Raw genomic sequence first — 20772 nt, 5'->3', positions numbered from 1 at the left:
GTCTGGGGCGTCAGATGGGCCGAATATCTGCTCGGCGTCTCCGCCATTGACCACGTCTCTTATCTTCTTCTCTAGATCGGGACATTCATTGAAGTAGTTTTTATGGTAGTGCCACTTGAGGGCGACGGCCTCTACCGACTCAATGCGATCTTCATTGACTGCGTAGTAGAGGGCGCGTTTGAGGACGTCGACGGGGCCTAATGCCTCTTTAGGTTTGAATATCTTTTTGAGGTTTTCCAAGTCGGCGATCCCCAGACTGTGCAGGAAGGTTTTCGTGTCTTGGTCGTAGTCTAGGGTTTGCGCAACGACTCCGGAGAGTTTGAGGACGGCGGGCTGGTCCGGGTCTAGTGTGCTGTGTATCCACGGGCCGTCGTACAGCTTGGCGAATCTGGGCTTGCCGCATTTTTCAAACCATTGGACTGGGTGGGGTGGGGCCGGTTTGTGGCGTATGGCTTTTAGCATTGCCCAGAATAGGAATCTTCTGTAGTCAACGGGGAACTTGACCTGAGCCTCGACCTCTGCGGCCATTTTCCTCGCGTCGTTCTCCACCTCTGCTATAGAGACGTAGCGGGTTCTCAGAGGCAGATACCAGCGGGGCGCATCTCTTAGCGCGATCTGCGCGATTTTCAAGACGTCGCCGCTGGGGGCGCCGTAGAGAGGCAACTTTACCGCGTCGCTACTCCGGGCCCCAATTACCATTTCCCTAACTTCGTCTAGGGTTTCTTGGAAGTAGCGGGGGGCATCCTCCGCCTCGGAGCAGTGGGGCAGTGCGAGGTAGGCCGTACCTGGGACCACTGGGGCGCGTTGGATGAGTATGTCTATGCTACTTTCCCCCTTTTCCTCTATCAGCTCTATGCCCAGGGCTCTCTTCACGACGTCTCTGTATAGCCCGTAGACGTCCTCCCCCCAGCTGTAGCTTCTCTTGAGCTGGAGGTAGAAGTAGGGGTTGAAGCGGGGGGTGGGGGACAGGAGGACGTCGGGGCCGTGGCGCTCCATGTATCTCCACGCGGTGCCCCACGTGGCTATCGACACGAGGAGGCTACCGGCTCTGTAGTCGCCCGCCTTTCTCGCGGAGGATATTATAGACTGTATGCCTGGTATGTCTATCTCAAGGAGGCACCCCTCCCGCCTCATGTCGCCCGCCGCATCTATCCAGTTCAGCACCGCGGCGGTGGCGTACAGGTGGTCGAAGATTGTGTGGGTGGGCATCCGGGTGTCTGCGGGGAGCGCGGGGAGGCCGGCGTCTATCCACGCCAGCTCGTACGTTGCGTATAGGGCGAAGTAGGCCTCCCTCTCGTCGCCCGCGGCCTTGACCGCCTCGTTGACTTTTCTGGCGAATATCTCTACCCTCTTCTTGAGGTCGTCAAACGCCGGGATTTCCAGAGGAGTTCTCAGGGCGGGGTTGAATGGGTTGATCAGCTCCTTTGGCTTTACCCAGTACTTGGCCTCGCCCTCCGGCGCCAGGGCCCACCTGTCGAAGGAGGAGGCCAGCATGTCTGCGGCCTGGACGGCCTTGGCTGTCTTCTCGTCGGGGGCGCCGCCCCCCAGCTTGGTGCCTTGTAGGACCAGATCCAACAGCCTGCGGGCCTCCTCTTCGTGGGTGGGGCCGCCGAGCGGCTTAAAGCCGAGGGGCCAGATGGCCTTATATGGGGGGTCGTGGAGAAGGGCCCAGGCCTTGGCGAACCAGTCCATATTTATTACATTGGGCGGATTTTTAACTTTGCGCTGGCGCCGAGGCCGTTCCTCCGCATGACAGCCCCTTAGTAGCGCCGCCGCGGCTAAGGTTTATATATTAGGCCCATCTAAAGATTATGGCGGGGAGAATTCTCTGGGTCCTGGCCTTGACCTCTCTGCACCCCGGCGTGGGCCGTTCAGAGGAGGCCTATGTGGACCTGCCTGTCCAGAGGGACGAGTTCGGCCTCCCCGCTATATGGGCCTCTAGCCTAAAGGGCGCGGTGAGGGCTAAGGCGGAGAGCGGGCTCTTCAACAACTCCATCTGCGTCGACGCGTCTAGGGCCGAAGACTGCGCCAAGGTGATAGCGGCTTTCGGCCCCAGGCCGGAGGCCGCCTCTGAGCACTCGGCCGCTGTGTCTTTCCTCGACGCGAAGCTTCTCGCGATTCCGGCCCGGTCCCTCAAGGGGGTGTGGCTCTACGTGACGTCGCCGCTTTTATTCGGCTTCGCGAAGCTCTACACTGAGGCTCTGGGAGAGGGGCTCAACTTGCCCCAGCTCCCCTCGGTGGCCTCTGGGGAGGTCGCCCTCTCCGATAAGTCATACGCGGTTGGAGACCACGCGGTGATCAACGAGATCAAGCTCAAGGTGTCTTCACAACAGGCGCCCCGCCTCGACCTCGACCCGTTTAAGAAGGTGTCGCAGATACTGGGCGCACAGCCCGGCTTCGCGGTGGTGAGCGACGAGGATCTGCCTAGGATCGTCAGGAGGAGCCTCATGGTGCAGTATAGGGTGAGGCTCAAGAAGGAGACCAAGACGGTGGAGGTGGGGCCGTGGAGCGAAGAGTACATCCCGCCCTTCACGGCGTTCGTGACCGGCATCTACTGCAACGGGAGGGCGAGGACCGCCGTTAAGGTCAAGGTGCGCTCTAATGATCCTAATAAGTTCGAAGAACACACGGTGCAGTTGAAACAGTTCGACCCGTGCGAGTACGTAGAATCTAAGGCTAAGGGCCCGTTGTGGATCGGGGGGAAGGAGACGGTGGGGAAGGGCCTCGTGGAGATACTATGACGTGGCTTGAGAAGGCGCTTGCCTGCGTGAAGTACGTCGAGGCCTACTGCGATGAAGACGCCAAGTCGGCGTTTAGGACGAGGGCTAGGCAGATCCCCTCCGAGATCTACTACATAGGGTCTGCGTACGCCTTCGCCATACTGGCCGCTAGATCCAGCGAGAGGGATATATACGCCGGAGGGAGCCTCGAGGAGATGGTTAAGGCCATCTGCGGCGATAGGGGGAAGGGGAGGGAGGAGAAGGGGTACGCCCTCTACGGGGCCTGCCTTCTGGAGGCGTTTAGGGAGCTGGGGATACCGGTAAACAACCTCGCCGAGACTTTAAAGTCGCTGGACGAGAGGGGGGCTCTCGTTGATCTAGAGCTGGCGGAGTACGTGGACTGGCTTAAGAAGCTGGCCGAGGCCAAGTTCGAAGCTGAGAGATGAGGGCCGAGTTCGAGCTGACGATAGCTACGCCGCTTTCCGTGGGGTGGTATGAGCCCGACATTGTAGACAGGAACTTCTACGTAAGGCCGACGTCCGTCAAGGGGGTTTGGCGCTGGTGGGCGAGGGCGTTCGCGCTGGGTGCCTTGTACGAGGCTGGTTGTCCCGACATGGGGAGGGCTTCCGAGATGGTGGCCCGGTGGGGCTTCGGCACGACGAACGCCGCGTCGAGGTATAGGCTGACTGTAGAAGTGTTGCAACAGCCAAGGGTAGAGAGAGTCGCCAAGAGGCAGAAGAGGGGGATCCAGAGACTGGATCTAATCGCCTTAAGCCGCGAGGTGGAGTACGCCGTAGGCGGCCGCTTCAAGCTGGTGGTGGAGGGCGAGAGTGAGTATTTTGACCTCTCGGTGAGGATACTCGCCGTCGCGTTGACTCTATCGGGGCTGGGGAAGGGGGGCAGAAAGTCGCTAGGGGTCCTCGATGTGGTGAGCGCGAGGGGGAGGGCGCCGCAGGAGCGGGACGTCAAGAGCTTGGTCGAGGGTGTCCGAAGCCGCATAAAGGTTGACTGCAGGGGCTCCAGGCCTCCGTTGCCGCCTGCGCCGGCGGTGGCGCGCGACGTCTTCGAGGTGTATACGGCGCAGGCCGACTTCTCTACCGTTCACAACTTCTTCCTGAGGCCTAACAGAGCTAGATTGCTAGCCGGCGACTACGCCGCGCCGGATCCCATGGATCGCCTGGCGTGGTTCTTCGGCCTGCCCAGGGCGCAGAGGGGTACCGGGTATCTGCCGCCTCAGCAAGGCCAGGAGGTGAGGAGGGCGTCGGCTGTCTTCGCGGCGGCACACGGCCGCGGCCACTTATACGGCGGGGGGACCTACGTCTCTATCTTTCTCTCCGATGACTGGCCGCGCCAGCTGAGGTGGGTCGGCGCCTCGGGGACGCAGACGTTGAACATAACCCCCAGCGAGATATTGAGGGCACGCGATCTCTTCGTCTCCCTTATACAGAAGGCTTGGAGAGCGCAGAGGATATGGCCGTGAGGCGTTCCCCGCATCGGCAGGCAGGGCCCCAGTTGCCTGGCGGCCAGGCGCCGATCCAGACCAGAGGTCCACCGCCTAGGCGCGAGGAGGCGGGAGAGAGGAGAGGGCCTAGTAGAGTCGACTGCGTGGCTTCGGGCTACAACATAACGTCGTGCGTCATAAGAACAATAATAGAGAGGTACCAAGCCGATCCAAGCCTCGAATTTCCACAGTTGAGTAGGGAGATCGCGCTGTCTCTGAAAGACTACAAGCTGGATCTAAACGCCGTGAAGAGCTATCTGGCTTATTTGGAGAAGGCGCTAGGCTCGACGTATCCTGCCTTGTTCCGTGTCGATGTGGAGATCTCCACGCCGCTGGTGGTGCACGTCAGGAACCCCTACATGCCTCTCGAAATCGGGCTCGCGTGGCATCCCATACTCAACGTGCCGTACATACCGGCGACTTCGATCAGGGGGGTCTTGAGGGCGCGTGGGAGGGAGATATGCGGGGTATCCGCGGCGGAGCTCTTCGGCGACGTGGGGACGCAAGGCGATCTTGTGATAACAGAGGCGCTACCAACTACAGAGCTGGCGCTGGGGGCAGACGTAATTACGCCACATTACAAAGAGCCTAACTTCAGGGAAACTGAGGCCAAGCCGATCCCCCTAGTGTTTCCTGTGGTGAGGCCCGGCGCCACCTTTGCCTTCTTTCTTGCCTCCAGCCGCTTAAAGAAAGAGTGCGGCGCTGAGGTTTACAAATATCTCTCCCAAGCTTTGCAAGAGGGCCTCGGCGCTAAGACCAGGATCGGCTACGGCGTGATAAAGGTAAAATAAATCCACATTAGCTAAGAAGTAATGGAGCTTCTTGTTAATAATCTTAAGAATATAAGAGAGGCCCACCTCAAGGGGGAGAAGATCGTCCTCTACGGCCCAAATGGCGAGGGGAAGTCGACTTTAATCCATATGGCCATGTTGATTGTCTCAAAACTCGGCGCGCCTAGATCTATGTATGACGATAAGGTGTTGCCTCAATATGTTTTCGACGAGGCGACGGCAACTGCACAATTAGACGAGATATCTGTGGAGTTAAGACAACGCAATATGGTGGTTAGATATAAAGATAGGTCGTATACAATCGACGTCCTTTCAGGTGAGGGCGTGAGACTAGCCGAGTGGAGTGTCTGGCACATCACTACAGATGAGATTAACTACCAAGGCACACCTAAAATATGCAGGCAACCTGCGATTAGCTATACACCTATAGAGCAACGGGAGGGACTTAAAGACTTCGCAGTTACATGCCCCGCCATCGCCCAGTACATAGGAAATATACACTACGATTCGATGCAGACGCCGATAGGCTGGATACCAATAAGACACCTGTCCTACGGTGAAAAAAGATTTCTAGCTATGGAGGTTGCTATCTACAGCGGCGACTATGTGTTTATTGAAAACTTTGAGGCGGGGCTACACGTAGACTTTATAAAACTTCTCCTAGACCTCATCGGCGAGGTCCAAGCCACTGTATTCATTGAGACTCACAGCGGGGTTGTGGTAAAATACGCCCTCTTGAAGGGCTACTCGGTATACAAGGTGGAAAGAGGCTCTGCAGTTCCCATAACCCTGGACAAACTTAGAGACATAGGGCTATTTAGAAGGGAATATGAGGTGTACCAATCGCTCATATAAAAAATTAAATGATCACAAATCTCAATGCATTGATATTCTGCTTAAAATTGATATTGATCTACCACATGGGACGTGCTGTTGCATAGTAGATAGATAGGAATGCCGTAAGATATACCCCGGCAGATATGAGTCATGTGGGAGTCTTGAAAAGTGTTGTGTAATGTGTAGTGATGGACTTCCAGACTTACTGTGTTTTAACCCAGCCACTAAGTGTAGAAAGCGAATTCCCCTTTTTTATAAAATAAGGTGGCTTGCGGCGGTGAGGCTGTGGGCGAGTTTGGAAAAGTCGCGGCGCCTGCGGAGGGGGAGGGCGCGAGGTCTGGGGAGTGTACAGCAGCGATAGAAGACAGGTGGTTGATGATAAGGGCAAGGTGGGCCGCATAAGCGGGGCCTCTTCATCCCAGACGCCATGTCCGCACTTCATCTTGCAACGAAATTAGTGGGCTACCCGCCTCTGCAGACGCTTTCAAAAAGGCGGCGGAGCGCTGTGGCAAGTAGGCAAGTTTGAAACCTTAAAGCTTATGTATAGGGGCCCTAGCCCCACCTCTCCCACTGCTGTTTAGTAAGCGCGTCCTGTCCGCCCTCCCTGATGCCGCTGGCCGCCATCGGCTTACTCGACAGCTTTCCCCGTGAACCTAGGCACCGCATTAACTCGGCGACCAACTCCCTAAAGACGTATTCCACAGAGTTAGCAGATTATCTACTGTGGACGTGTACCGGTGTGTCTACCCGTCATCGCTAGGCTTCCCGTCGTGCCATTGTCAGGTTTAGGGGTAGAGTTAAATACTGCATATTCACGTCGTTTCTGTGTGGGTTAGGAATGTGCATAGGGAGGTGGCTAGCAACGCGGTGGTGTATGAGCCGGTTGAGGTGAGGCGGGTGCGGTATTACTACGACTCGGGTGTAGATGTCGTTTCGATTAGGTTGCGGGATGGGGAGCCTAAGTATGTCATCGAGGGGAGTGGAAATTTTGTGATTTTCGCAGATGACTTGGGTGTGTGGTCTGTTGATCTTGAGGTTAAGAAGTGGGGCGATGAGCACGGCGATGTTGTGAGGAAGATGAAGATGGCTGGGTTTGAGATATGGTGACGCCTTTGGAGGTTGAGGTGTTGGAGGAGCAGACGGGCGAGGTGGAGGCCGAGGGTCTGCTCATTACATATAGGGTCGTCGGCGTAAAGATTGCGAAGGTTGGCGAGGGGTACGCTGTGAGCGTTGCCACCGAGGTGGCGGCTAGGTTTAGGGAGGCGCCGTCTCCCCCGGTCGGCGTATGTATGGGGGGCGGCGTCCCGTATAGGCCTATTAGGTTTAGAGTTGTTAAATTAGCCCGCGCCGTGGTTAAAGCCGACGGAAGGGTTTTTGACGTCTATGTGGAGCCGCTGGCCGTCATGGCTGCTGAGGGCTTCGTGACGCCTCTAGGCGAGCCCTGCGTGGCTATATCCACAGCCGTCGGGTGGAACACCAGGTGATAATGGGATGTGGGGTGGAGTTTTCGAGACACGCGTTAGAGAAGCACAGACTCGACGTGGCGAAATACGCCGGGTTAGAGTTCCTAGAAGCCGTGGTCTCGAACATAGAAGCGGTTTTCCACCGCGGAGAGCCGGACGCTGTCCCTGAGAGGTTTATCGGCTTGGACCTTGAGAGGAGGAGGGCTGTGGTTAAGTATAGGTGTAAGACGCTACGCGTCGTGGTGGCGAAGACGCCGCGTTGCTACTTAATCGTGACTGTGTTTCCAGATCCGGGGACCCATTTCGTCGTGGAGGGCTAAATCTCTAGGAATTCTAGTATCCAGTCTAGGGGTCTGGAGAGGCCTATCATGAATCCCTTGACGTCGCTTTTCATGCCGCCGAAGGCGTAGCGGGTCGACTCCAGGTCGGCTCTGTATCCCAGCTCTCTGAGGGCTTGGCTGTAGGCCTCGATTACGCGGTCCAGCTCCTCGGCTGTGCCGACATCGAGGGCGAGGGCCTCCAGCGCCGCCACGTACTTCAGCCTGCCTGACCGCTCCATGAGCTCTAGGTAGTCCTCAGCCGCGTGGCTCGCCCCGCGTCTGCGCATGCGGTAGGCCAGGGCGTAGCCTAGGAGCGTTGGTCTGCCCCGCGGATCTGCTAGGTGGAGGCTGTAGAGGTAGGCTTTTCTAAACCTCATCTCCCGGCGGTAGGCGTCTGGATCCGCCCCCCTCGGCCTCCGCTGTATGTCTAGGAGCCGTATCGTCTTTTCGAGGTCGAATTTTTTGGAGGCGCTCAGCGCCTCTACCAAGACTACTTTCTCGGGTAGCGTGAGGATAGGGGGGAGGTACGCCAGGTCTTCCGGCGACTTTGCGTTGACTGCTTTCTGGACCGCCGCCATCGCCTTGGCCAGCCTCTCGCCGTCGATGGAGAGGTGGCGGATGAAGTCGGCGACGGCGTCGAGGTTCGGCTCGCGGCCTCTCCTCGTAGCGTATCCGAGGTTGTTCAGCCTCTCGGTTATCCAGCTCTGGTGGGGGCCGAGCCTCTCTATCCGTCGTATATGCCGTTCATACACCGCCTGCTTATCTAGGCCGGAGGTATGTGCATATGCTAGAAGTAGTAGTATTCTGGGGGATTGGTATATCCAAGTGCCGCGTTGGCCTTGGAAAAGGCTCGGCAACTTCATACCAGGAACAGCTCTATAGCTAGGTAGAAGTAGTCCTCTCCGCTCTGTGTCATCAGTCTTTGTTGTGGCTCTTCGCCTACTAGGGCGTCTCTTAGGTGTGTAATTGCCGACGCGGTCAGCACGTAGCCGCCTGGGGCCCTCCGCATCAGCGGCCTCCGCCTCTCCACCAACAGCTCAACTACCTGCGGTTCGCTTGTCACTGCTTCCGTGCCCGTCAGCGTCTTGCCTAGTTCTAGGGCTTTGTGTATATCCACTTCTGTCAGAGTCGCATATATGTTCTGCTTGAGCCAGGCGGCGAGGTAGGCGACGTAGAGAGCCTCCTTTGTTTTTACAGAGGCTCTATACATGTAGGCTATGTTTTTTAGATGCTGGGCCCTCGCCTTGACCACTTCCTCGGGGGCTCTGCCGGCTTTTATCTCCGCCACAATCCTCATAACAGCCCTTGGGTTTCTGAACTCCACGGAGGCGAGGGGCTCCCCCACCCTCCCCACCTTTCTCTCGAGGAAGATCTTCATGGCGCTGGGCGTCACGTCTTGCTGGAGGTAGTATATAGGCGCTATGCGGCTTTTGATCTGTATGTCGAAATGTACCCAGAGGGATGTGGGTATGGCGATGCCGGCGGCGTTTCCCCACCTATCCACGAGATTGAAAAACTCCTCGACGAGGTGGCTCAAATCTCTAAAGCCGTAGCTCTGTGGCTGCTCCACCAGCCTCTCGAACTCGTCCACCACAACGTGGTACCCCCTCTCCCGCAGGGCCGCCACTGCGTTGCGAAGCTTCTCTAACCCCTCCCCCTCTATCGGGACATCGACGTCCTGCAGACCAGCCGCCTCCCCTAGCTTGAGGCCCCTCTCCCTAACCCAGCCAAGCCCATCGAACCATCTTTTGTAGTGCATGCACTTCAGAGCTTTCTCCAGTTCCGCGAGGTTCGAAACCTCGCTGAGCTTCGCCTTCTTTTTTGAAAAAACGACTTGATTAGCCTTGAGGACGACTGACGGAGTCCCAGCGAGGTTTTTAAGAAGAGCCGTTAGCGTGGCCACGAGACTCTTGCCCTGTCCGTAGTGCCCCGCCACCGCTCCCCCAACGTCGAGGACTTGGTAAGCTTTTCTCAACATTTCGCCAAGCGCCGGATTTGCCGGCTCGCCGAATTCGCCAATCTCATTACATATCTCCTCAAGTGCTGACACCGCAGATGTGGTTATCATACCACCTCAAGCCTATCTTCAAAAGAATTTTTAAGGATTTCGTCTAGCTTTTCAATACGTTTTCGTAATGTGTCTTTATCCACTTGACAATTTTGTTCCTTTTCTTTAATTTCTAGATATGTAAGTAACATGGCGTAGTAAGCCACCACATCGCTCAGAGCAACAAAGTAGTTTTTACCCTCTACCCACTTCTCAAAACCCGCCTCATTTAATAAACTCGCCTCATCGCCATCTAGCTTATCGGCGAAAATTATTGGTTCGCCATAGTCACGTATAACTTGCCTTATGACTTTTCCAAGCTTCTTGCTTTCCACATTTCTCACAGCGTAGGCTTTTTCGACTGCGAATAACCTTGTAGATGAAATATACCGTTCTAAAAATTTCCCCGTTTCGCGCATGTGTATCCCCCAAAATGCCATTTTCAAGGCCTTGCGGTAGGACCCCCTCTCTGCAAGTAGATTTCCAATTCTGTGGCTCGTCATAGCAAGTTCCTCACTCTGCTTTACAACCGATCCGCGGAACACGACGACGCCGGCCCCCATGGCGCCGCAGTTTTTAGAGAAATCAATAGCTAATACAGTCGGTACATTTTCTGAATGTATTAGTAAACGCATGGAGGAAAAAATTGGGAGGTTAAAAATCTGGGACCGTTAACTGGATAGTATCTTTGCCAGGATGTTGGCTACTGCGTCTGGCATCGGCAGTGTCTGCAGTACGTCAAACTGCGGCTTGCCGTCGGCGAAGGTTATCTTGACTATGTTGACTTTGCGGTTGACTAGGTCGGGGGCTATTGCCTTGACGGTTTTCTGGGAGAGCCACTGTATGTTTTCTTGGCTGAGCTTGGTGAGGCCAGCGGTGGCTCTGAGGACGAAGGCGTGTATCAACACGTCGCCTTTGTAGTCTATCTGTCTGAGGGCGGTGACCACGTCGTCGGTGGCCTTGATTATGGCGTAGGCGGGCTCCTCGCCGCCGAAGGCTATGAAGACGGCGTCGGGGGCGTAGCTCTGTATCTGCGCCTTGAGGGCCTCTAGGTTGCCTGTGTAGGTGAAGATGGCAGTGGAGTTGGCGCGGGATGTGGAGTAGGCGGCGGCGCTCAGGGCGGCGCAGTAGGGGTCGGTGGAGGTGACGACGGCCACCTTGCCGTAGCCCTGGAACAGCACGGCGCCGGCCACCCTCCCAACGGCTGTTCTAAGGAAGATGGCCTCGGCTTCTGTGTAGGGCTTCACCGCCTTGCCGGTTGTCCTCTGGATGTACATGACGGGGATCAGCGCGCCGGTTGTGGCGTTGTACCTGGCGATGGTTATGTGGGTGGCGTTTGGCAACACGACGTAGATCTGGACTGTGTTGAGCCACGGGGCGATTCTCGTGTCGTTTTTAACAGTGGCGAACTGCTTCGTGGCGGTCCACGTCCTGGCGCGGATCACAACCGCCCCTCTGTATCCAGTCTCCGCGAGCGCGGCGAGGAAGTCTCTCGTGGCCTTGTCGACGACTTGCAACGGCTCTCCGCCGCCGCCGAAGGCTAGGAACACTGCTTGGTACTGGGCGGCCTTCTCGGCGGATGCCTTGGGGTTGGTGGCGTTGTAATCAACCAGAGCCGCCTTGACGTAGGGCGGGAGCGCGGCCGCGGCGGCCGCGGCGACGACTGTGCATAGGAGGTTGGAGTCCCTCACGATGGCGACGCTTTGGAACCTGGGCAGGAAGTTGCTACCTACCATGGAGCCGATGGCTTTCCTCAGCTCTACCTCGGAGGCGGGAACCTGGGGCGCGGCTGTGACCGTCGCCGTGGCGGTCACGGTGGCGGTCAGAGTAGCCGTGGTGGTAGACGTGACCGTCTGGGTGGTGGTCTGGATCGCCGTGATGGTGACTGTCTGTTGTTGAGTGGCTGTGACGGTCTGCTGGACTGTGGTGGTCACCGTCTTGGGCGGAGCCGCGGCGCCTCCTATCAACGCGCCCACCGCGATTCCTACGATCAGCAGTATTGCTCCAAGAATTCCGGACTTCATATGATCAGTTTCGAATTCCATTTATATCAGTAGAAGAAACCAGAACGGGAAGCGCGGGGGGACGGGTGGGTGAGGGACTCCGCAGATTTAACTTGTCGGGTTTTGGTTTGTAGTATTGGTAGTGTCCGCCGTATACACATATAGGTTTTAAAAAATGTATGTAGATAGCTTCATGGAGCTGGTTATGCTGTGTCCTGTCTGTAACTCGCGTTTTAGGGAGGGGAGTTGCCCAAACGGCCACGGGGGGCCTTACCTCTCCCGCGTCTTGGTGGGGGACTGCGAGGTGAGGGATTTCGAGAGGTTTTCGTTGCTAACCGGCACCGTGCAACAGCTTGTCCTCACCTCTATAGAGGCTGGGGAGGGGCCTGGCTACCTCTACCCCCTCCTCCTCAGGCTTAGGGACTTCGGGGTGTTGGTATGCAGTTGAGTAGGTTGAGGGAGCTGTACGGGGGGCAGAGGGAGCTTCAGAAGGCGGCTCTCTGGAATCTCTGGCTGGCGGCGAAGTGGGGGAGGTCTGCCAGGGCTGTGGATAGGGTGTGGGCGGCGCTTGGGGGCCGGAGGCTGGGGAACCCCGGGGGCGGCCCGCCGGAGAGGCCGGTGAACGCCTACATGGCTGAGCATGTGGAGTTTCTAGAGGCTTTTGACGGGGTTTTTGCCCAGGAGGCGGGGGGCGGAGCCGACAGGAACTCTATAGAGGTCCTCCGGGCGTCTTGGCAGTTGCAGAGCTGGCGCCTCGCCGCGGCGAGGGCGCTGGTGGAGGAGGTGCCGAGGGACTCGGCTGTGCTGGAGCCGCTGGCGGGGGACGGGGCCCTCGGCTACCAGCTGGTGGAGGAGGGCTTCGCCAAGTACCTGGGCTACGGGCCCGACGTGGAGCTGGCGTCTAGGGTGGTGCCGGGGGCTGGGTGGCACAAGGCCCTCTCGGCTTGCGACCTGCGGACCTCCGCCGACGTGGTGTTGCTTGTGGATAAGGCGGCGTGGTTTGTCGACGTTGTTAAAGAGCTGAGGTGTCTGGGGAGGGCGCTGAAGCCGGGCGGCCTCCTCCTCGTGGCTGAGCCCGACCCGGCGCTGGCCCCCGCCTACGCCGCAGCTCTGCTCCTCATGGGGGCGCTCCACGTGTTGCCCAGGGAGCAACTGTACAAGTTCCTGAAGGCGGCTGGGTTTGTGCAGATGGGTAGGGACGTAGAGGCTGTGCCCTACGTCCTCTCCGCCTGGCGCAAGCCGGCGAGGCTTGAGCTCAGCCCCTCGGACCGCTGGATGGAGTGAGGGCGCGGGCCCTCGCTATGTGCGCGGCGAGTTCCTCGGCTGTGGGCACGGCGTCGGCCATGGCTCCGCGGAGGTACTCGTCGTAGGCGGAGAGGTCTAGTAGGCCGTGTCCAGACATGTTGAAGAGTATCGTGATGGGGGTGCCCTCTCTCTTTGCCTTGAGGGCGAGCTCCACGGCGGCTTTTACTGCGTGTGCCGACTCGGGGGCTGGCACCACGCCCTCGGCCGCGGCGAAGAGCCTCGCGGCTTCGAATACCTCCGTCTGTCTGTACGCCGCGGCCCCGACTTCGCCCTCTTCTACTAGGAGGGAGAGGGTGGGGGCGCATCCGTGGTATCTAAGGCCGCCGGCGTGTATGGGGGGCGGCTTGTAGGTGTGGCCTACTGTGTGCATCTTTATCAACGGAGTCAAGCCGGCGGTGTCTCCGAAGTCGTAGAGGTACTCGCCCCTTGTCAAGGTGGGCACCGCGGCTGGCTCCACGGCGATGAACTTCACGTCTTTCTCCGCCTTGCCGGCCCTCTTCTCGTAGTAGAAGGGCCAGAAGAGGCCGGAGAAGGAGCTACCGCCTCCGCAGGCCCCCACGACGTAGTCGGGGTAGTCGCCGAAGTACCTAATCTGCTCCAGCGCCTCCAGCCCGATGACTGTCTGGTGGATGAGGACGTGGTTGAGGACTGAGCCGAGGACGTACTTGGCGCCGCTCCTCACTGCGTCCTCCACGGCCTCTGATATGGCGATGCCGAGGGAGCCGGGGTGGCTCGGATCCTCGGCTAGATACTTCCTTCCGGCCTCTGTGCGGTCGCTGGGGCTGGGCGCCACCTCGGCGCCCCAGAGCTCCATGAGGACGCGGCGGTAGGGCTTCTGCATGTACGAGGCCCTCACCATGTACACCGTGGCCTTGACGCCGAAGAGAGAGGCGGCGAAGGCGACGGAGGAGCCCCACTGCCCGGCGCCGGTCTCCGTGGTCACCCTCTGCACACCCTCCCTAGACACGTAGTAGAGCTGGGCTACCGCTGTGTTGGGCTTGTGGCTACCGGGGGGCGACACGCCCTCGAATTTGTAGTAGATGCGCGCTGGCGTCTTGAGGAGGGCCTCCAGCCTCCTCGCCCTGAGGAGGGGGGTGGGCCTCCATATTAGGTAGACGTCCCGCACCTCCGTGGGTATGGGAATCCAGCGCTCTTTGGAGAACTCCTGCCTAACGAGCTCCTTGGCGAATAGGATCTCGAACTCGTGCGGCGCCACCGGCTCGCCGTTTGGCTTAAGGTACGGGGGCAGGGGCTTAGGCAGGTCGGGGACGATGTTGTACCAGCTCCGGGGCACCATCCACTCGTACTGGGGGGCCCTGGCCATGCGACTAGGAAAAAACTTGTATATATAAGTAGAGGCGGCGTCGTGTTTAGGAGCAAGAAGGAGCTCGAGCGCTTTGTGGAGGGGATGGCGGTGTTTCGCCGGCCGAAGCAGAGGCTTGAGCAGTACCCCACGGATGCCCACGTCGTGGCGGCGGCTGTCTGGGACGCCTACATGAGAGGCCTCCTCGACACGGTGATTGACCTCGGATGCGGCACCGGGAGGTTCGCCATCGCCGCGGCGGCGATGGGGGCGCGTCTGGTGCTGTGTCTAGACGTGGATCCGGAGGCGCTGGAGGTGGCTAAGCGGGAGGCTGAGTCCCGCGGCCTCCTGGACAAGATCGACATTGTGGCGGGGGACGCGGCGAGGCCTCCCCTGAGGGGGAGGTTTAGGGTGGCGTTTCAGAACCCGCCCTTCGGCATCTGGTCCGGCCGGGGGGTCGACATCGCCTTTCTCGCCGCCGCAGTCTCGCTGGCCGAGGTGGTCTACACGATTCACAAGCTACCCACCTTGGACTACGTGAGGAGGGTTGTGGAGGGTTGGGGCCTCCGCCTGGACGTGCTAGACGTGGCTACTCTAAACATAAAGCCGGTTTTTCCCCACCACCGGAAGAGGCTTCACAAGGTCGAGGTGTTTCTGGGGGTGGTGTGGAAAGATTAAAAAGAGCTGGTTTGGTGGGGGCATGGCCCACATACCTGTGGAGATCAGGAGGGTGAGGCCCCCCAGAAAGGCGGCCGCGGCGCTGGTGTTGGCTGTGTTGGCTTTTCTGATTGTGGCAGTTTTGGTGGCTCTCTCTGTGTTTAGCCTCCCGGCGGGCGTGGTGGCTGTGGTTGTGGATCCGGTTTCGGGTACTGTGAGCAAACCTGTAATTGGGCCGACGGTGGGGTTCAAGGCGCCGTGGGCCTACCTCATCGAGGATACCTACGCCATTGAGATTATTGAGTTTGTGCAGAAGGAGAGGGCGGCTGGGAAGTGGACTTTCTCGGCGCCTGAGGTCTTGACAAAGGACGGGGTGGTGGTGACGGTGGAGATGGTGGTTAGGTACCGCATCGTGCCGGAGCGCTTTGACGAACTTGTGAAAAAGTTTCCCCAGGTGGACTACGACGACAAGGTGCTTGTTCCAAAAGCCCGCCAGCTTATTAGAGATGTTATTTCTAAAGTCTCGCTTGACGAGCTTATTGCAAACAGGGACGTAATTGCTAAACAAATTGAGCAACTGTACAGAGAGGCTGTGATTAACGATCCCGCCGTGGCGGGGCTGGTCGAGGTGCTGGACGTCAATGTGCAGAACTTCGTACTGCCGCAAGATATTGTGAACGCCATCAATAGAAAAATCGCCGCTCAGCAAGATGCCATCAGGGCGCAGTTCGAGAGGCAGAGGGTAGAGGAGCTGGCGCGGGCTAACTACACTCGCACAGTCTTGGCCGCAATGGCCGAGGCAAACGCAACTCTTACCCGCGCAGTCGCCCAGGCGAGGCAGATTATGCTCTTGGCCAACGCCACGAGGACTGCCATCGAGCTGTTGATTAAGGCGTCGGGCGCCAACGCCACCGAGGCAGTCCGCCTCGCCGAGCTGTATATCTACTTATCGGGGCTGAGGGAGGTGGCGCAAACAGGAAACGTCCAGATAGTGGCTGTGTCGGGTGGGGCGGGCCAGGTGGTGCCTGTGATACCCATCGCCAGATGAATAGGTACCTCCTGGCCGCCATCGTCGTGGCGGCCTTCACGGCCGCTCTGTCTGTGGTATTCCCGAGGCTGGCCCCCATCGCTATGAGGATAGGCGTCGTGGCTCTAATAATAATAGCAGGTTTTTGGGTGTATGAGTACCTAACTACGAGGCCTCCCCGGCTCGCGGGCAGGATCTTGGCTTTGTTGAGGAGTAGGGGCCCCATGACTCTGAGGGAGATTGTCCTCGAGGCGGGGGCCGACTACCAGGAGGTCGAGGAGGCTTTGAGATACCTCCTGGAGCGAGGCGTCGTGCGTAGGTATCTTAGAGACAATGTGGAGTACTACGACATATAGCGGGCGCCTTTTACTGAGGGGCAGGGGCGTTGCATATTTATACCTCCGGGCTCTCCCCCCTCTGTGAAGGGGTGGGTTAAGGACCTGCTGTGGTTTGTGGGGATTGTGGCCGCCCTCCTTGTGTACTCCGCCGCCGCCGGCGTGACGTGGCCTATCGCGGTGGTGTCGTCCTACTCCATGGAGCCCACGCTGAGGGTAGGCGACTTCGTCTTTCTCGCGGGGGCCACGTGCAAGTCGGTGGAGCCTGGGGACATTGTGGTGTACGTGGCTAGGAACCCCATGTGGCACGGTAGCTGGATTATACACAGAGTTTATCAAAAAATCGACGTGGGCGGCTGCGGCCTCGTGACGTGGGGGGACAACAACAACTTCCCCGACCAAGCCGCCGCCGGGGAGCCCCCGGTCTCTACAAACATCATTGGCAGAGTGGCGGTGGTTGTGCCGTACGTGGGGCTGTTCCCCCTGGTGGTTAGGCCCCAGGGGGTTGGGGGAGCGGCGATGGCGACGTGGATTGGTAGGTTGCTCGTCTTCGGGGCGGCTACCTACGCCTTTTACTACTACTTCAAGTCTGCGGAGACGGCGCCTAGGAGGAAGAAGAGGCGTAAAGCTTTATAAGGGTCGATATATCGGGTGTCTGTGAACGCCATAGTGGCGGAGGGGCTGGTGAAGAGGTACGGCGACGTCACGGCGCTTGACGGGGTGTCTTTCGAGGTGGCTAGGGGGGAGGTGTTCGGCCTCCTTGGGCCGAACGGCGCTGGTAAGACCACGACGATTAAGATCTTGACGGGGCTTACGAAGCCGACCGCGGGGAGGGCGTATGTGGCTGGCTTCGACGTAGTGAAGGAGGCGGCTGAGGTTAAGAAGAGGGTTGGGTGGGTCGCCTCCGAGGTGATTGTAGACGACGAGCTAACAGCGTGGGAGAACTTGGAGATTCAGGCTAGGCTGGTGGGGGTCGGGGGGTGGAGGGAGAGGGCCGCCGAGCTTTTGAAGTACTTCGGCCTCCTCGACGCGGCGGGAAGGCCTGTGGGGAAGTTCTCCACCGGCATGAGGAAGAGGCTGGAGGTGGCCATGGCCCTTCTCCACGGCCCCGAGGTTCTCTTTATGGACGAGCCGACGGTGGGGCTTGACGTGGGGGCGAGGGTTGGGCTTTGGGAGGTGGTTAGGCAGATTAATAGGGACTTCGGCGTGACGGTGCTCCTCACTACGCACTACATGGAGGAGGCGGAGGAGCTATGCCACAGAGTAGCTATTATCAACAGAGGGAGGGTCGTGGCGGTTGGGTCACCGGACGAGCTCAAGGCGAGGTACGGGGTCGACGTCGTGGAGCTGGAGGTGGAGGGTCCCGTGGACGCGGCGGCGCTTTCGGCCTTTGGAGAGGTGGCGATTAGAGACGGCGTTGTCGTCGTGAAGACTCACGGAGCCGAGGAGAAGCTGGCGGAGATCGTCAAGGCGGTGAGCGGCGTGAAGAGCGTGAGGGTGAAGAAGGCTAGCCTCGACACCGTGTTTATAAACCTGACGGGGGCCTCTATAGAGGGGGAGCAGGTGGACGTCCGTAAGCTCTATATGAGGGTTAGGTGGGCGAGGCGATGATTGCCCAGACGTACGCCCTGTACAAGAGGGAGGTGCTTAAGCTCTTCAGGAGTAGGTACATGTGGCTGATGCTGGTGGCCCAGCCCCTTATGTGGATCGTCTTCTTCGGCAACAGCCTCGCCGGCCTGCCCCGGGGCTTCTTGGCGCAGTACTTCGGCGTTGAGAACTACCTAGCCTACATCCTCCCCGGCATGATCTCCATCTCCATGATGACCACGGGGATGTTCGCCTCCATGAGCCTAGTCTTCGACAAGAGAGTGGGGTACCTGAAGCGGGTGCTGACAACGCCTACCCCCAAATCCGCCGTTCTGCTCGCCAAGGCCGCCGGCGCCATGACGAGGGGTCTGCTCATGGTCCCCATAATCCTAGCCGCCGGCGCCGCCCTAGGCGTGGGCTACAAGATAAACCCGGCCTCTCTGGCGGCGTGGCTCCTCGCCCTTGTGCTGGCCGGCGTGGGGTTCGCCTCTCTATTCACCCTCCTCACAGTAAACACCGCAGACGTCCACGCCCCCGGCGTCATCAGCAACTTCATAACCATGCCCCTCATGTTCACCTCCACAGCCCTATTCCCCCGTGAATTTTTCCCACAGTGGCTCAAGGCGATAAGCGAGGTTAATCCCCTCACCTACGTCACCGAGCTGGGGAGAGACGCCCTTGTATACGGCGCGCCCCCGGACCCATCAGCTCTGCTCTACACAGCGATTTTCGCCGCGGCGACCCTGTCGATGGGGGTGGCCGCGGTTGAGGCAAAGCTCACGGCGGACTAGGTGTTTAAAACTCCACATCGCCGACCCCACATGCCTCTCAAGATTCGGGAGTTGCCGGAGGGCGTGATAGTCCCCGTGCCGGGGACGGAGGCCTTCGCCGTGAGGAGGAGGGGCGAGGTATATGTCTACAGAGACGAGTGCCCACATGCGTACTGCAACTTCACCACCTCGGGCCTGGTGGAGGGGGGACTACGTCATATGCACCTGCCACTGGTGTAGGTTCGACTTGAGGACGGGGGCCTCGCTGACGCCGGAGCTCACAGCCGAGCCGCTGAAGAAGTTGCGCTACAGAATCGAGGGCGACGAGCTGGTCGTCGAGTTCTAGCGCCGCTCCCGGGCCTACCTAATTTTCACCCAGTAGCTCTCGGCGTCTCTAACAACGACGCTACGCCTCCGGGCTTCTTGAAACTCCTCTGGGGTGTAGGGGAGCACCTCCACCCACTTCTCCAAGCCCAGCCTCAGCCATACCTTCGCCACGGCGTCCAGCCTGTCTAGCCACCTCAAACCTGCGAAGTCCGGCGAGACGACTATTAAATCCACGTCGCTCTCCTCTAGCCAGTCCCCCCTGGCGTAGGAGCCGAAGAGGTAGGCCTCTGCCACCCTGAAGCCGGCCTCCTCCAGCGCCTCGATAAGCCTATTTACAATTTCTAATATCTTCGGGGGTGCCCTCATACCCCAGACTCCTGAGAACCCCCTCGACCAGGGTCAATACCTCGCCGGCGGTTTCGAGAGAGCGCTCGGCGTCTCGCCTAGTTACAACCTCGTAGGGTTGCCCCGCGGCGGCGTCTGGGTACCTAGACACTGTGTAGAACTTGTTCAACTCGGCGACGTCCTCCTCAAGAGAGGGGCTCAGCTCCACGCCTCCCCGCCTCAGCTCCCGGTAGAGCTCTGTGAGGACGTGGGTCTTGGGGGGCTCCCTCCTGAGGACTGCCAAGTAGAGGCTCTTCAGCGCCTTCTCCACGGCTTGGTGGCAGTGGAAGGCGGCGGCGCTCCACCTCCTGGCTTCGAATAGGAGCCTCGCGGTGCAGTAGTCGTACCACGCCTCCCGAATCCAGTAGGCCGCCTCGCGCCTCACGCCTCTACCGCGCCTCTTCTTTTTAACGTTTATATTGTACAAACGGGGAGGCGCCATGGTCACGGTGAAGAAATACACCCTGCCACCGCTACCCTACGCCTACAACGCCCTAGAGCCCTACATAGCCGAGGAGATAATGAAGCTCCACCACCAGAAGCACCACCAGGGCTACGTCAACGGGGCAAACGCCGCGCTTGAGAAGCTTGAGAGGTTTAGAAAAGGCGAGGCGCAGATAGACATAAGAGCCGTGTTGAGAGACCTCTCCTTCCACCTCAACGGCCACATACTACACTCCATATTCTGGCCCAACATGGCGCCGCCCGACAAGGGAGGCGGCAAGCCAGGCGGCAAGACGGCGGACTTAATCAACCAGTTCTTCGGAAGCTTCGAGAAGTTCAAGGAGGAGTTCAGCCAAGCCGCCAAGAACGTAGAGGGCGTCGGCTGGGCAATCCTCGTGTACGAGCCCCTAGCCGAGCAACTGGTGATCTTACAGGTGGAGAAGCACAACCTCATGCACGCCGCGGACGCCCAGGTCCTCCTAGCCCTCGACGTGTGGGAGCACGCCTACTACCTCCAGTACAAAAACGACCGCGGTAGCTACGTAGACAACTGGTGGAACGTAGTCAACTGGGACGACGTGGAGAAGAGACTGCAGAAGGCCCTCAACGGCCAAATAGCACTCAAAATCTAACACCTAGCTTTTTCCGCGAAAAACCCCGCCGCCAAGTCGGCGATTTGAATCCCCGGCGTTTTGTGAGACGGCTTATTTACAGCCCTCGGGAACTTAGACGCATCCGCCAGCCCCACGTCCAGGACGTAAAAGTCGGCAGGCACCTCGACAAGAAACCTCCACAACGCCTTCTCAAACTCCACCTGAGACGTGTAGTGAACCGCGAAGTGCCTCACCTCCAGCCCCCTAAGCAACTCCTCCACTAGCCTCCTACCCCCACGCCTCTTCACCACACGCCACTTAAGCTCGCCAGAGACGCCGAGAGCCTCCCTAATCCACC

General features: G+C 58.9%; 30 protein-coding genes. 20 read left to right on the top strand and 10 right to left on the bottom strand.

Annotation, left to right across the window (positions count from 1 at the left end):
* A partial coding sequence (locus ACP5J3_RS02830; protein WP_428494270.1) for a type III-B CRISPR-associated protein Cas10/Cmr2 occupies positions 1-1692 on the bottom strand: 1692 nt, incomplete at its 3' end.
* Positions 1693-1811: 119 nt separating this feature from the next.
* On the opposite strand from ACP5J3_RS02830, the gene cmr4 reads away from it, so the two are divergent.
* The 6 genes from cmr4 (at position 1812) to ACP5J3_RS02800 (ending at position 6251) form a co-directional block, all read left to right on the top strand.
* Positions 1812-2741: a type III-B CRISPR module RAMP protein Cmr4 gene (gene cmr4 / locus ACP5J3_RS02825; protein WP_428494269.1), complete on the top strand. Its 930-nt coding sequence runs from the start codon at positions 1812-1814 to the stop codon at positions 2739-2741.
* Positions 2738-3166 (top strand): type III-B CRISPR module-associated protein Cmr5, encoded by a 429-nt coding sequence (gene cmr5 / locus ACP5J3_RS02820; protein ID WP_428494268.1) that lies wholly within the window; start codon positions 2738-2740, stop codon positions 3164-3166. The genes cmr4 and cmr5 overlap by 4 nt, the downstream gene beginning before the upstream one ends.
* On the top strand, positions 3163-4200 hold the full coding sequence (gene cmr1 / locus ACP5J3_RS02815; RefSeq protein ID WP_428494267.1) for a type III-B CRISPR module RAMP protein Cmr1: 1038 nt from the start codon (positions 3163-3165) through the stop codon (positions 4198-4200). Before cmr5 ends, cmr1 begins: the two co-directional genes overlap by 4 nt.
* Positions 4191-5012, top strand: coding sequence for a type III-B CRISPR module RAMP protein Cmr6 (cmr6, locus tag ACP5J3_RS02810; protein ID WP_428494266.1), 822 nt, complete (start codon positions 4191-4193; stop codon positions 5010-5012). The genes cmr1 and cmr6 overlap by 10 nt, the downstream gene beginning before the upstream one ends.
* Positions 5013-5033: 21 nt before the next feature.
* Complete coding sequence (locus tag ACP5J3_RS02805) at positions 5034-5867, top strand: AAA family ATPase (RefSeq protein WP_428494265.1); 834 nt, start codon at positions 5034-5036, stop codon at positions 5865-5867.
* A 246-nt stretch (positions 5868-6113) separates the two neighbouring features.
* A complete protein-coding gene (locus ACP5J3_RS02800) occupies positions 6114-6251 on the top strand; it encodes a hypothetical protein (RefSeq protein WP_428494264.1) in 138 nt (45 codons plus the stop codon).
* Between the two features lie 150 nt (positions 6252-6401).
* On the opposite strand, the gene ACP5J3_RS02795 is transcribed toward ACP5J3_RS02800, so the two are convergent.
* Complete coding sequence (locus tag ACP5J3_RS02795) at positions 6402-6551, bottom strand: hypothetical protein (RefSeq protein WP_428494263.1); 150 nt, start codon at positions 6549-6551, stop codon at positions 6402-6404.
* Positions 6552-6674: 123 nt separating this feature from the next.
* Between ACP5J3_RS02795 and ACP5J3_RS02790 the strand changes: the two genes are divergently transcribed.
* Genes ACP5J3_RS02790 through ACP5J3_RS02780 form a run of 3 tightly spaced genes read left to right on the top strand, consistent with a single transcriptional unit; the run spans position 6675 to position 7632 of the window.
* A complete protein-coding gene (locus ACP5J3_RS02790; RefSeq protein ID WP_428494262.1) occupies positions 6675-6956 on the top strand; it encodes a hypothetical protein in 282 nt (93 codons plus the stop codon).
* On the top strand, positions 6950-7333 hold the full coding sequence (locus ACP5J3_RS02785) for a hypothetical protein (protein ID WP_428494261.1): 384 nt from the start codon (positions 6950-6952) through the stop codon (positions 7331-7333). Before ACP5J3_RS02790 ends, ACP5J3_RS02785 begins: the two co-directional genes overlap by 7 nt.
* 14 nt (positions 7334-7347) lie before the next feature.
* Positions 7348-7632, top strand: a complete 285-nt coding sequence (locus ACP5J3_RS02780) for a hypothetical protein (RefSeq protein WP_428494260.1) — start codon at positions 7348-7350, stop codon at positions 7630-7632.
* Here ACP5J3_RS02780 and ACP5J3_RS02775 read toward each other — a convergent pair.
* The 4 genes from ACP5J3_RS02775 to ACP5J3_RS02760 form a co-directional block, all read right to left on the bottom strand.
* On the bottom strand, positions 7629-8495 hold the full coding sequence (locus ACP5J3_RS02775) for a hypothetical protein (RefSeq protein WP_428494259.1): 867 nt from the start codon (positions 8493-8495) through the stop codon (positions 7629-7631). The two genes, ACP5J3_RS02780 and ACP5J3_RS02775, sit on opposite strands and share 4 nt — an antisense overlap.
* The gene (locus ACP5J3_RS02770) at positions 8492-9700 is read right to left on the bottom strand and encodes a hypothetical protein (protein ID WP_428494258.1); all 1209 of its coding nucleotides are present in this window, start codon (positions 9698-9700) and stop codon (positions 8492-8494) included. The genes ACP5J3_RS02775 and ACP5J3_RS02770 overlap by 4 nt, the downstream gene beginning before the upstream one ends.
* Complete coding sequence (locus ACP5J3_RS02765) at positions 9697-10242, bottom strand: hypothetical protein (protein ID WP_428494257.1); 546 nt, start codon at positions 10240-10242, stop codon at positions 9697-9699. Before ACP5J3_RS02765 ends, ACP5J3_RS02770 begins: the two co-directional genes overlap by 4 nt.
* Positions 10243-10350: 108 nt before the next feature.
* Positions 10351-11703 carry a hypothetical protein gene (locus ACP5J3_RS02760; protein WP_428494256.1) on the bottom strand — a complete coding sequence of 451 codons (1353 nt, stop codon included), beginning with the start codon at positions 11701-11703 and terminating at the stop codon, positions 10351-10353.
* A 172-nt stretch (positions 11704-11875) separates the two neighbouring features.
* On the opposite strand from ACP5J3_RS02760, the gene ACP5J3_RS02755 reads away from it, so the two are divergent.
* Together ACP5J3_RS02755 and ACP5J3_RS02750 are read left to right on the top strand one after the other, a co-directional pair.
* Positions 11876-12130: a hypothetical protein gene (locus ACP5J3_RS02755; RefSeq protein ID WP_428494255.1), complete on the top strand. Its 255-nt coding sequence runs from the start codon at positions 11876-11878 to the stop codon at positions 12128-12130.
* Positions 12121-12966: a methyltransferase domain-containing protein gene (locus ACP5J3_RS02750; protein ID WP_428494254.1), complete on the top strand. Its 846-nt coding sequence runs from the start codon at positions 12121-12123 to the stop codon at positions 12964-12966. Before ACP5J3_RS02755 ends, ACP5J3_RS02750 begins: the two co-directional genes overlap by 10 nt.
* On the opposite strand, the gene ACP5J3_RS02745 is transcribed toward ACP5J3_RS02750, so the two are convergent.
* Positions 12938-14311, bottom strand: coding sequence for a TrpB-like pyridoxal phosphate-dependent enzyme (locus ACP5J3_RS02745; protein WP_428494253.1), 1374 nt, complete (start codon positions 14309-14311; stop codon positions 12938-12940). The two genes, ACP5J3_RS02750 and ACP5J3_RS02745, sit on opposite strands and share 29 nt — an antisense overlap.
* Before the next feature lie 42 nt (positions 14312-14353).
* Here ACP5J3_RS02745 and ACP5J3_RS02740 point away from each other — a divergent pair, with 42 nt between their 5' ends.
* The 8 genes from ACP5J3_RS02740 (at position 14354) to ACP5J3_RS02705 (ending at position 19012) form a co-directional block, all read left to right on the top strand.
* Positions 14354-14968, top strand: a complete 615-nt coding sequence (locus ACP5J3_RS02740; protein ID WP_428494252.1) for an METTL5 family protein — start codon at positions 14354-14356, stop codon at positions 14966-14968.
* Between the two features lie 22 nt (positions 14969-14990).
* On the top strand, positions 14991-15995 hold the full coding sequence (locus tag ACP5J3_RS02735) for an SPFH domain-containing protein (RefSeq protein WP_428494251.1): 1005 nt from the start codon (positions 14991-14993) through the stop codon (positions 15993-15995).
* On the top strand, positions 15992-16330 hold the full coding sequence (locus ACP5J3_RS02730) for a transcriptional regulator (protein WP_428494250.1): 339 nt from the start codon (positions 15992-15994) through the stop codon (positions 16328-16330). The genes ACP5J3_RS02735 and ACP5J3_RS02730 overlap by 4 nt, the downstream gene beginning before the upstream one ends.
* A gap of 63 nt (positions 16331-16393) precedes the next feature.
* Positions 16394-16945 carry a signal peptidase I gene (locus ACP5J3_RS02725; protein ID WP_428494249.1) on the top strand — a complete coding sequence of 184 codons (552 nt, stop codon included), beginning with the start codon at positions 16394-16396 and terminating at the stop codon, positions 16943-16945.
* Positions 16946-16966: 21 nt separating this feature from the next.
* Positions 16967-17920 (top strand): ATP-binding cassette domain-containing protein, encoded by a 954-nt coding sequence (locus tag ACP5J3_RS02720; protein WP_428494248.1) that lies wholly within the window; start codon positions 16967-16969, stop codon positions 17918-17920.
* Positions 17917-18687 (top strand): ABC transporter permease, encoded by a 771-nt coding sequence (locus ACP5J3_RS02715; protein ID WP_428494247.1) that lies wholly within the window; start codon positions 17917-17919, stop codon positions 18685-18687. The genes ACP5J3_RS02720 and ACP5J3_RS02715 overlap by 4 nt, the downstream gene beginning before the upstream one ends.
* Before the next feature lie 30 nt (positions 18688-18717).
* Positions 18718-18906: a Rieske (2Fe-2S) protein gene (locus ACP5J3_RS02710; protein WP_428494246.1), complete on the top strand. Its 189-nt coding sequence runs from the start codon at positions 18718-18720 to the stop codon at positions 18904-18906.
* Complete coding sequence (locus ACP5J3_RS02705) at positions 18833-19012, top strand: Rieske (2Fe-2S) protein (protein WP_428494245.1); 180 nt, start codon at positions 18833-18835, stop codon at positions 19010-19012. Before ACP5J3_RS02710 ends, ACP5J3_RS02705 begins: the two co-directional genes overlap by 74 nt.
* A 14-nt stretch (positions 19013-19026) precedes the next feature.
* Here the strand turns inward: ACP5J3_RS02705 and ACP5J3_RS02700 are convergent, their stop codons facing one another.
* On the bottom strand, positions 19027-19359 hold the full coding sequence (locus tag ACP5J3_RS02700; RefSeq protein ID WP_428494244.1) for a nucleotidyltransferase domain-containing protein: 333 nt from the start codon (positions 19357-19359) through the stop codon (positions 19027-19029).
* Positions 19322-19762, bottom strand: a complete 441-nt coding sequence (locus ACP5J3_RS02695) for a HEPN domain-containing protein (RefSeq protein WP_428494243.1) — start codon at positions 19760-19762, stop codon at positions 19322-19324. The genes ACP5J3_RS02700 and ACP5J3_RS02695 overlap by 38 nt, the downstream gene beginning before the upstream one ends.
* Before the next feature lie 55 nt (positions 19763-19817).
* Between ACP5J3_RS02695 and ACP5J3_RS02690 the strand changes: the two genes are divergently transcribed.
* Positions 19818-20453 carry a superoxide dismutase gene (locus ACP5J3_RS02690; protein ID WP_428494242.1) on the top strand — a complete coding sequence of 212 codons (636 nt, stop codon included), beginning with the start codon at positions 19818-19820 and terminating at the stop codon, positions 20451-20453.
* Here the strand turns inward: ACP5J3_RS02690 and ACP5J3_RS02685 are convergent.
* Positions 20450-20772: hypothetical protein (locus ACP5J3_RS02685; protein WP_428494241.1), on the bottom strand; the 323-nt coding region annotated here is incomplete at its 5' end. The two genes, ACP5J3_RS02690 and ACP5J3_RS02685, sit on opposite strands and share 4 nt — an antisense overlap.

Origin of the sequence: Pyrobaculum sp., assembly GCF_049971835.1 — an archaeon.
Classification (GTDB): domain Archaea; phylum Thermoproteota; class Thermoprotei; order Thermoproteales; family Thermoproteaceae; genus Pyrobaculum.
Note: the sequence above shows the minus strand (reverse complement) of the source record. Positions and strands in the feature narration are given on the sequence as shown.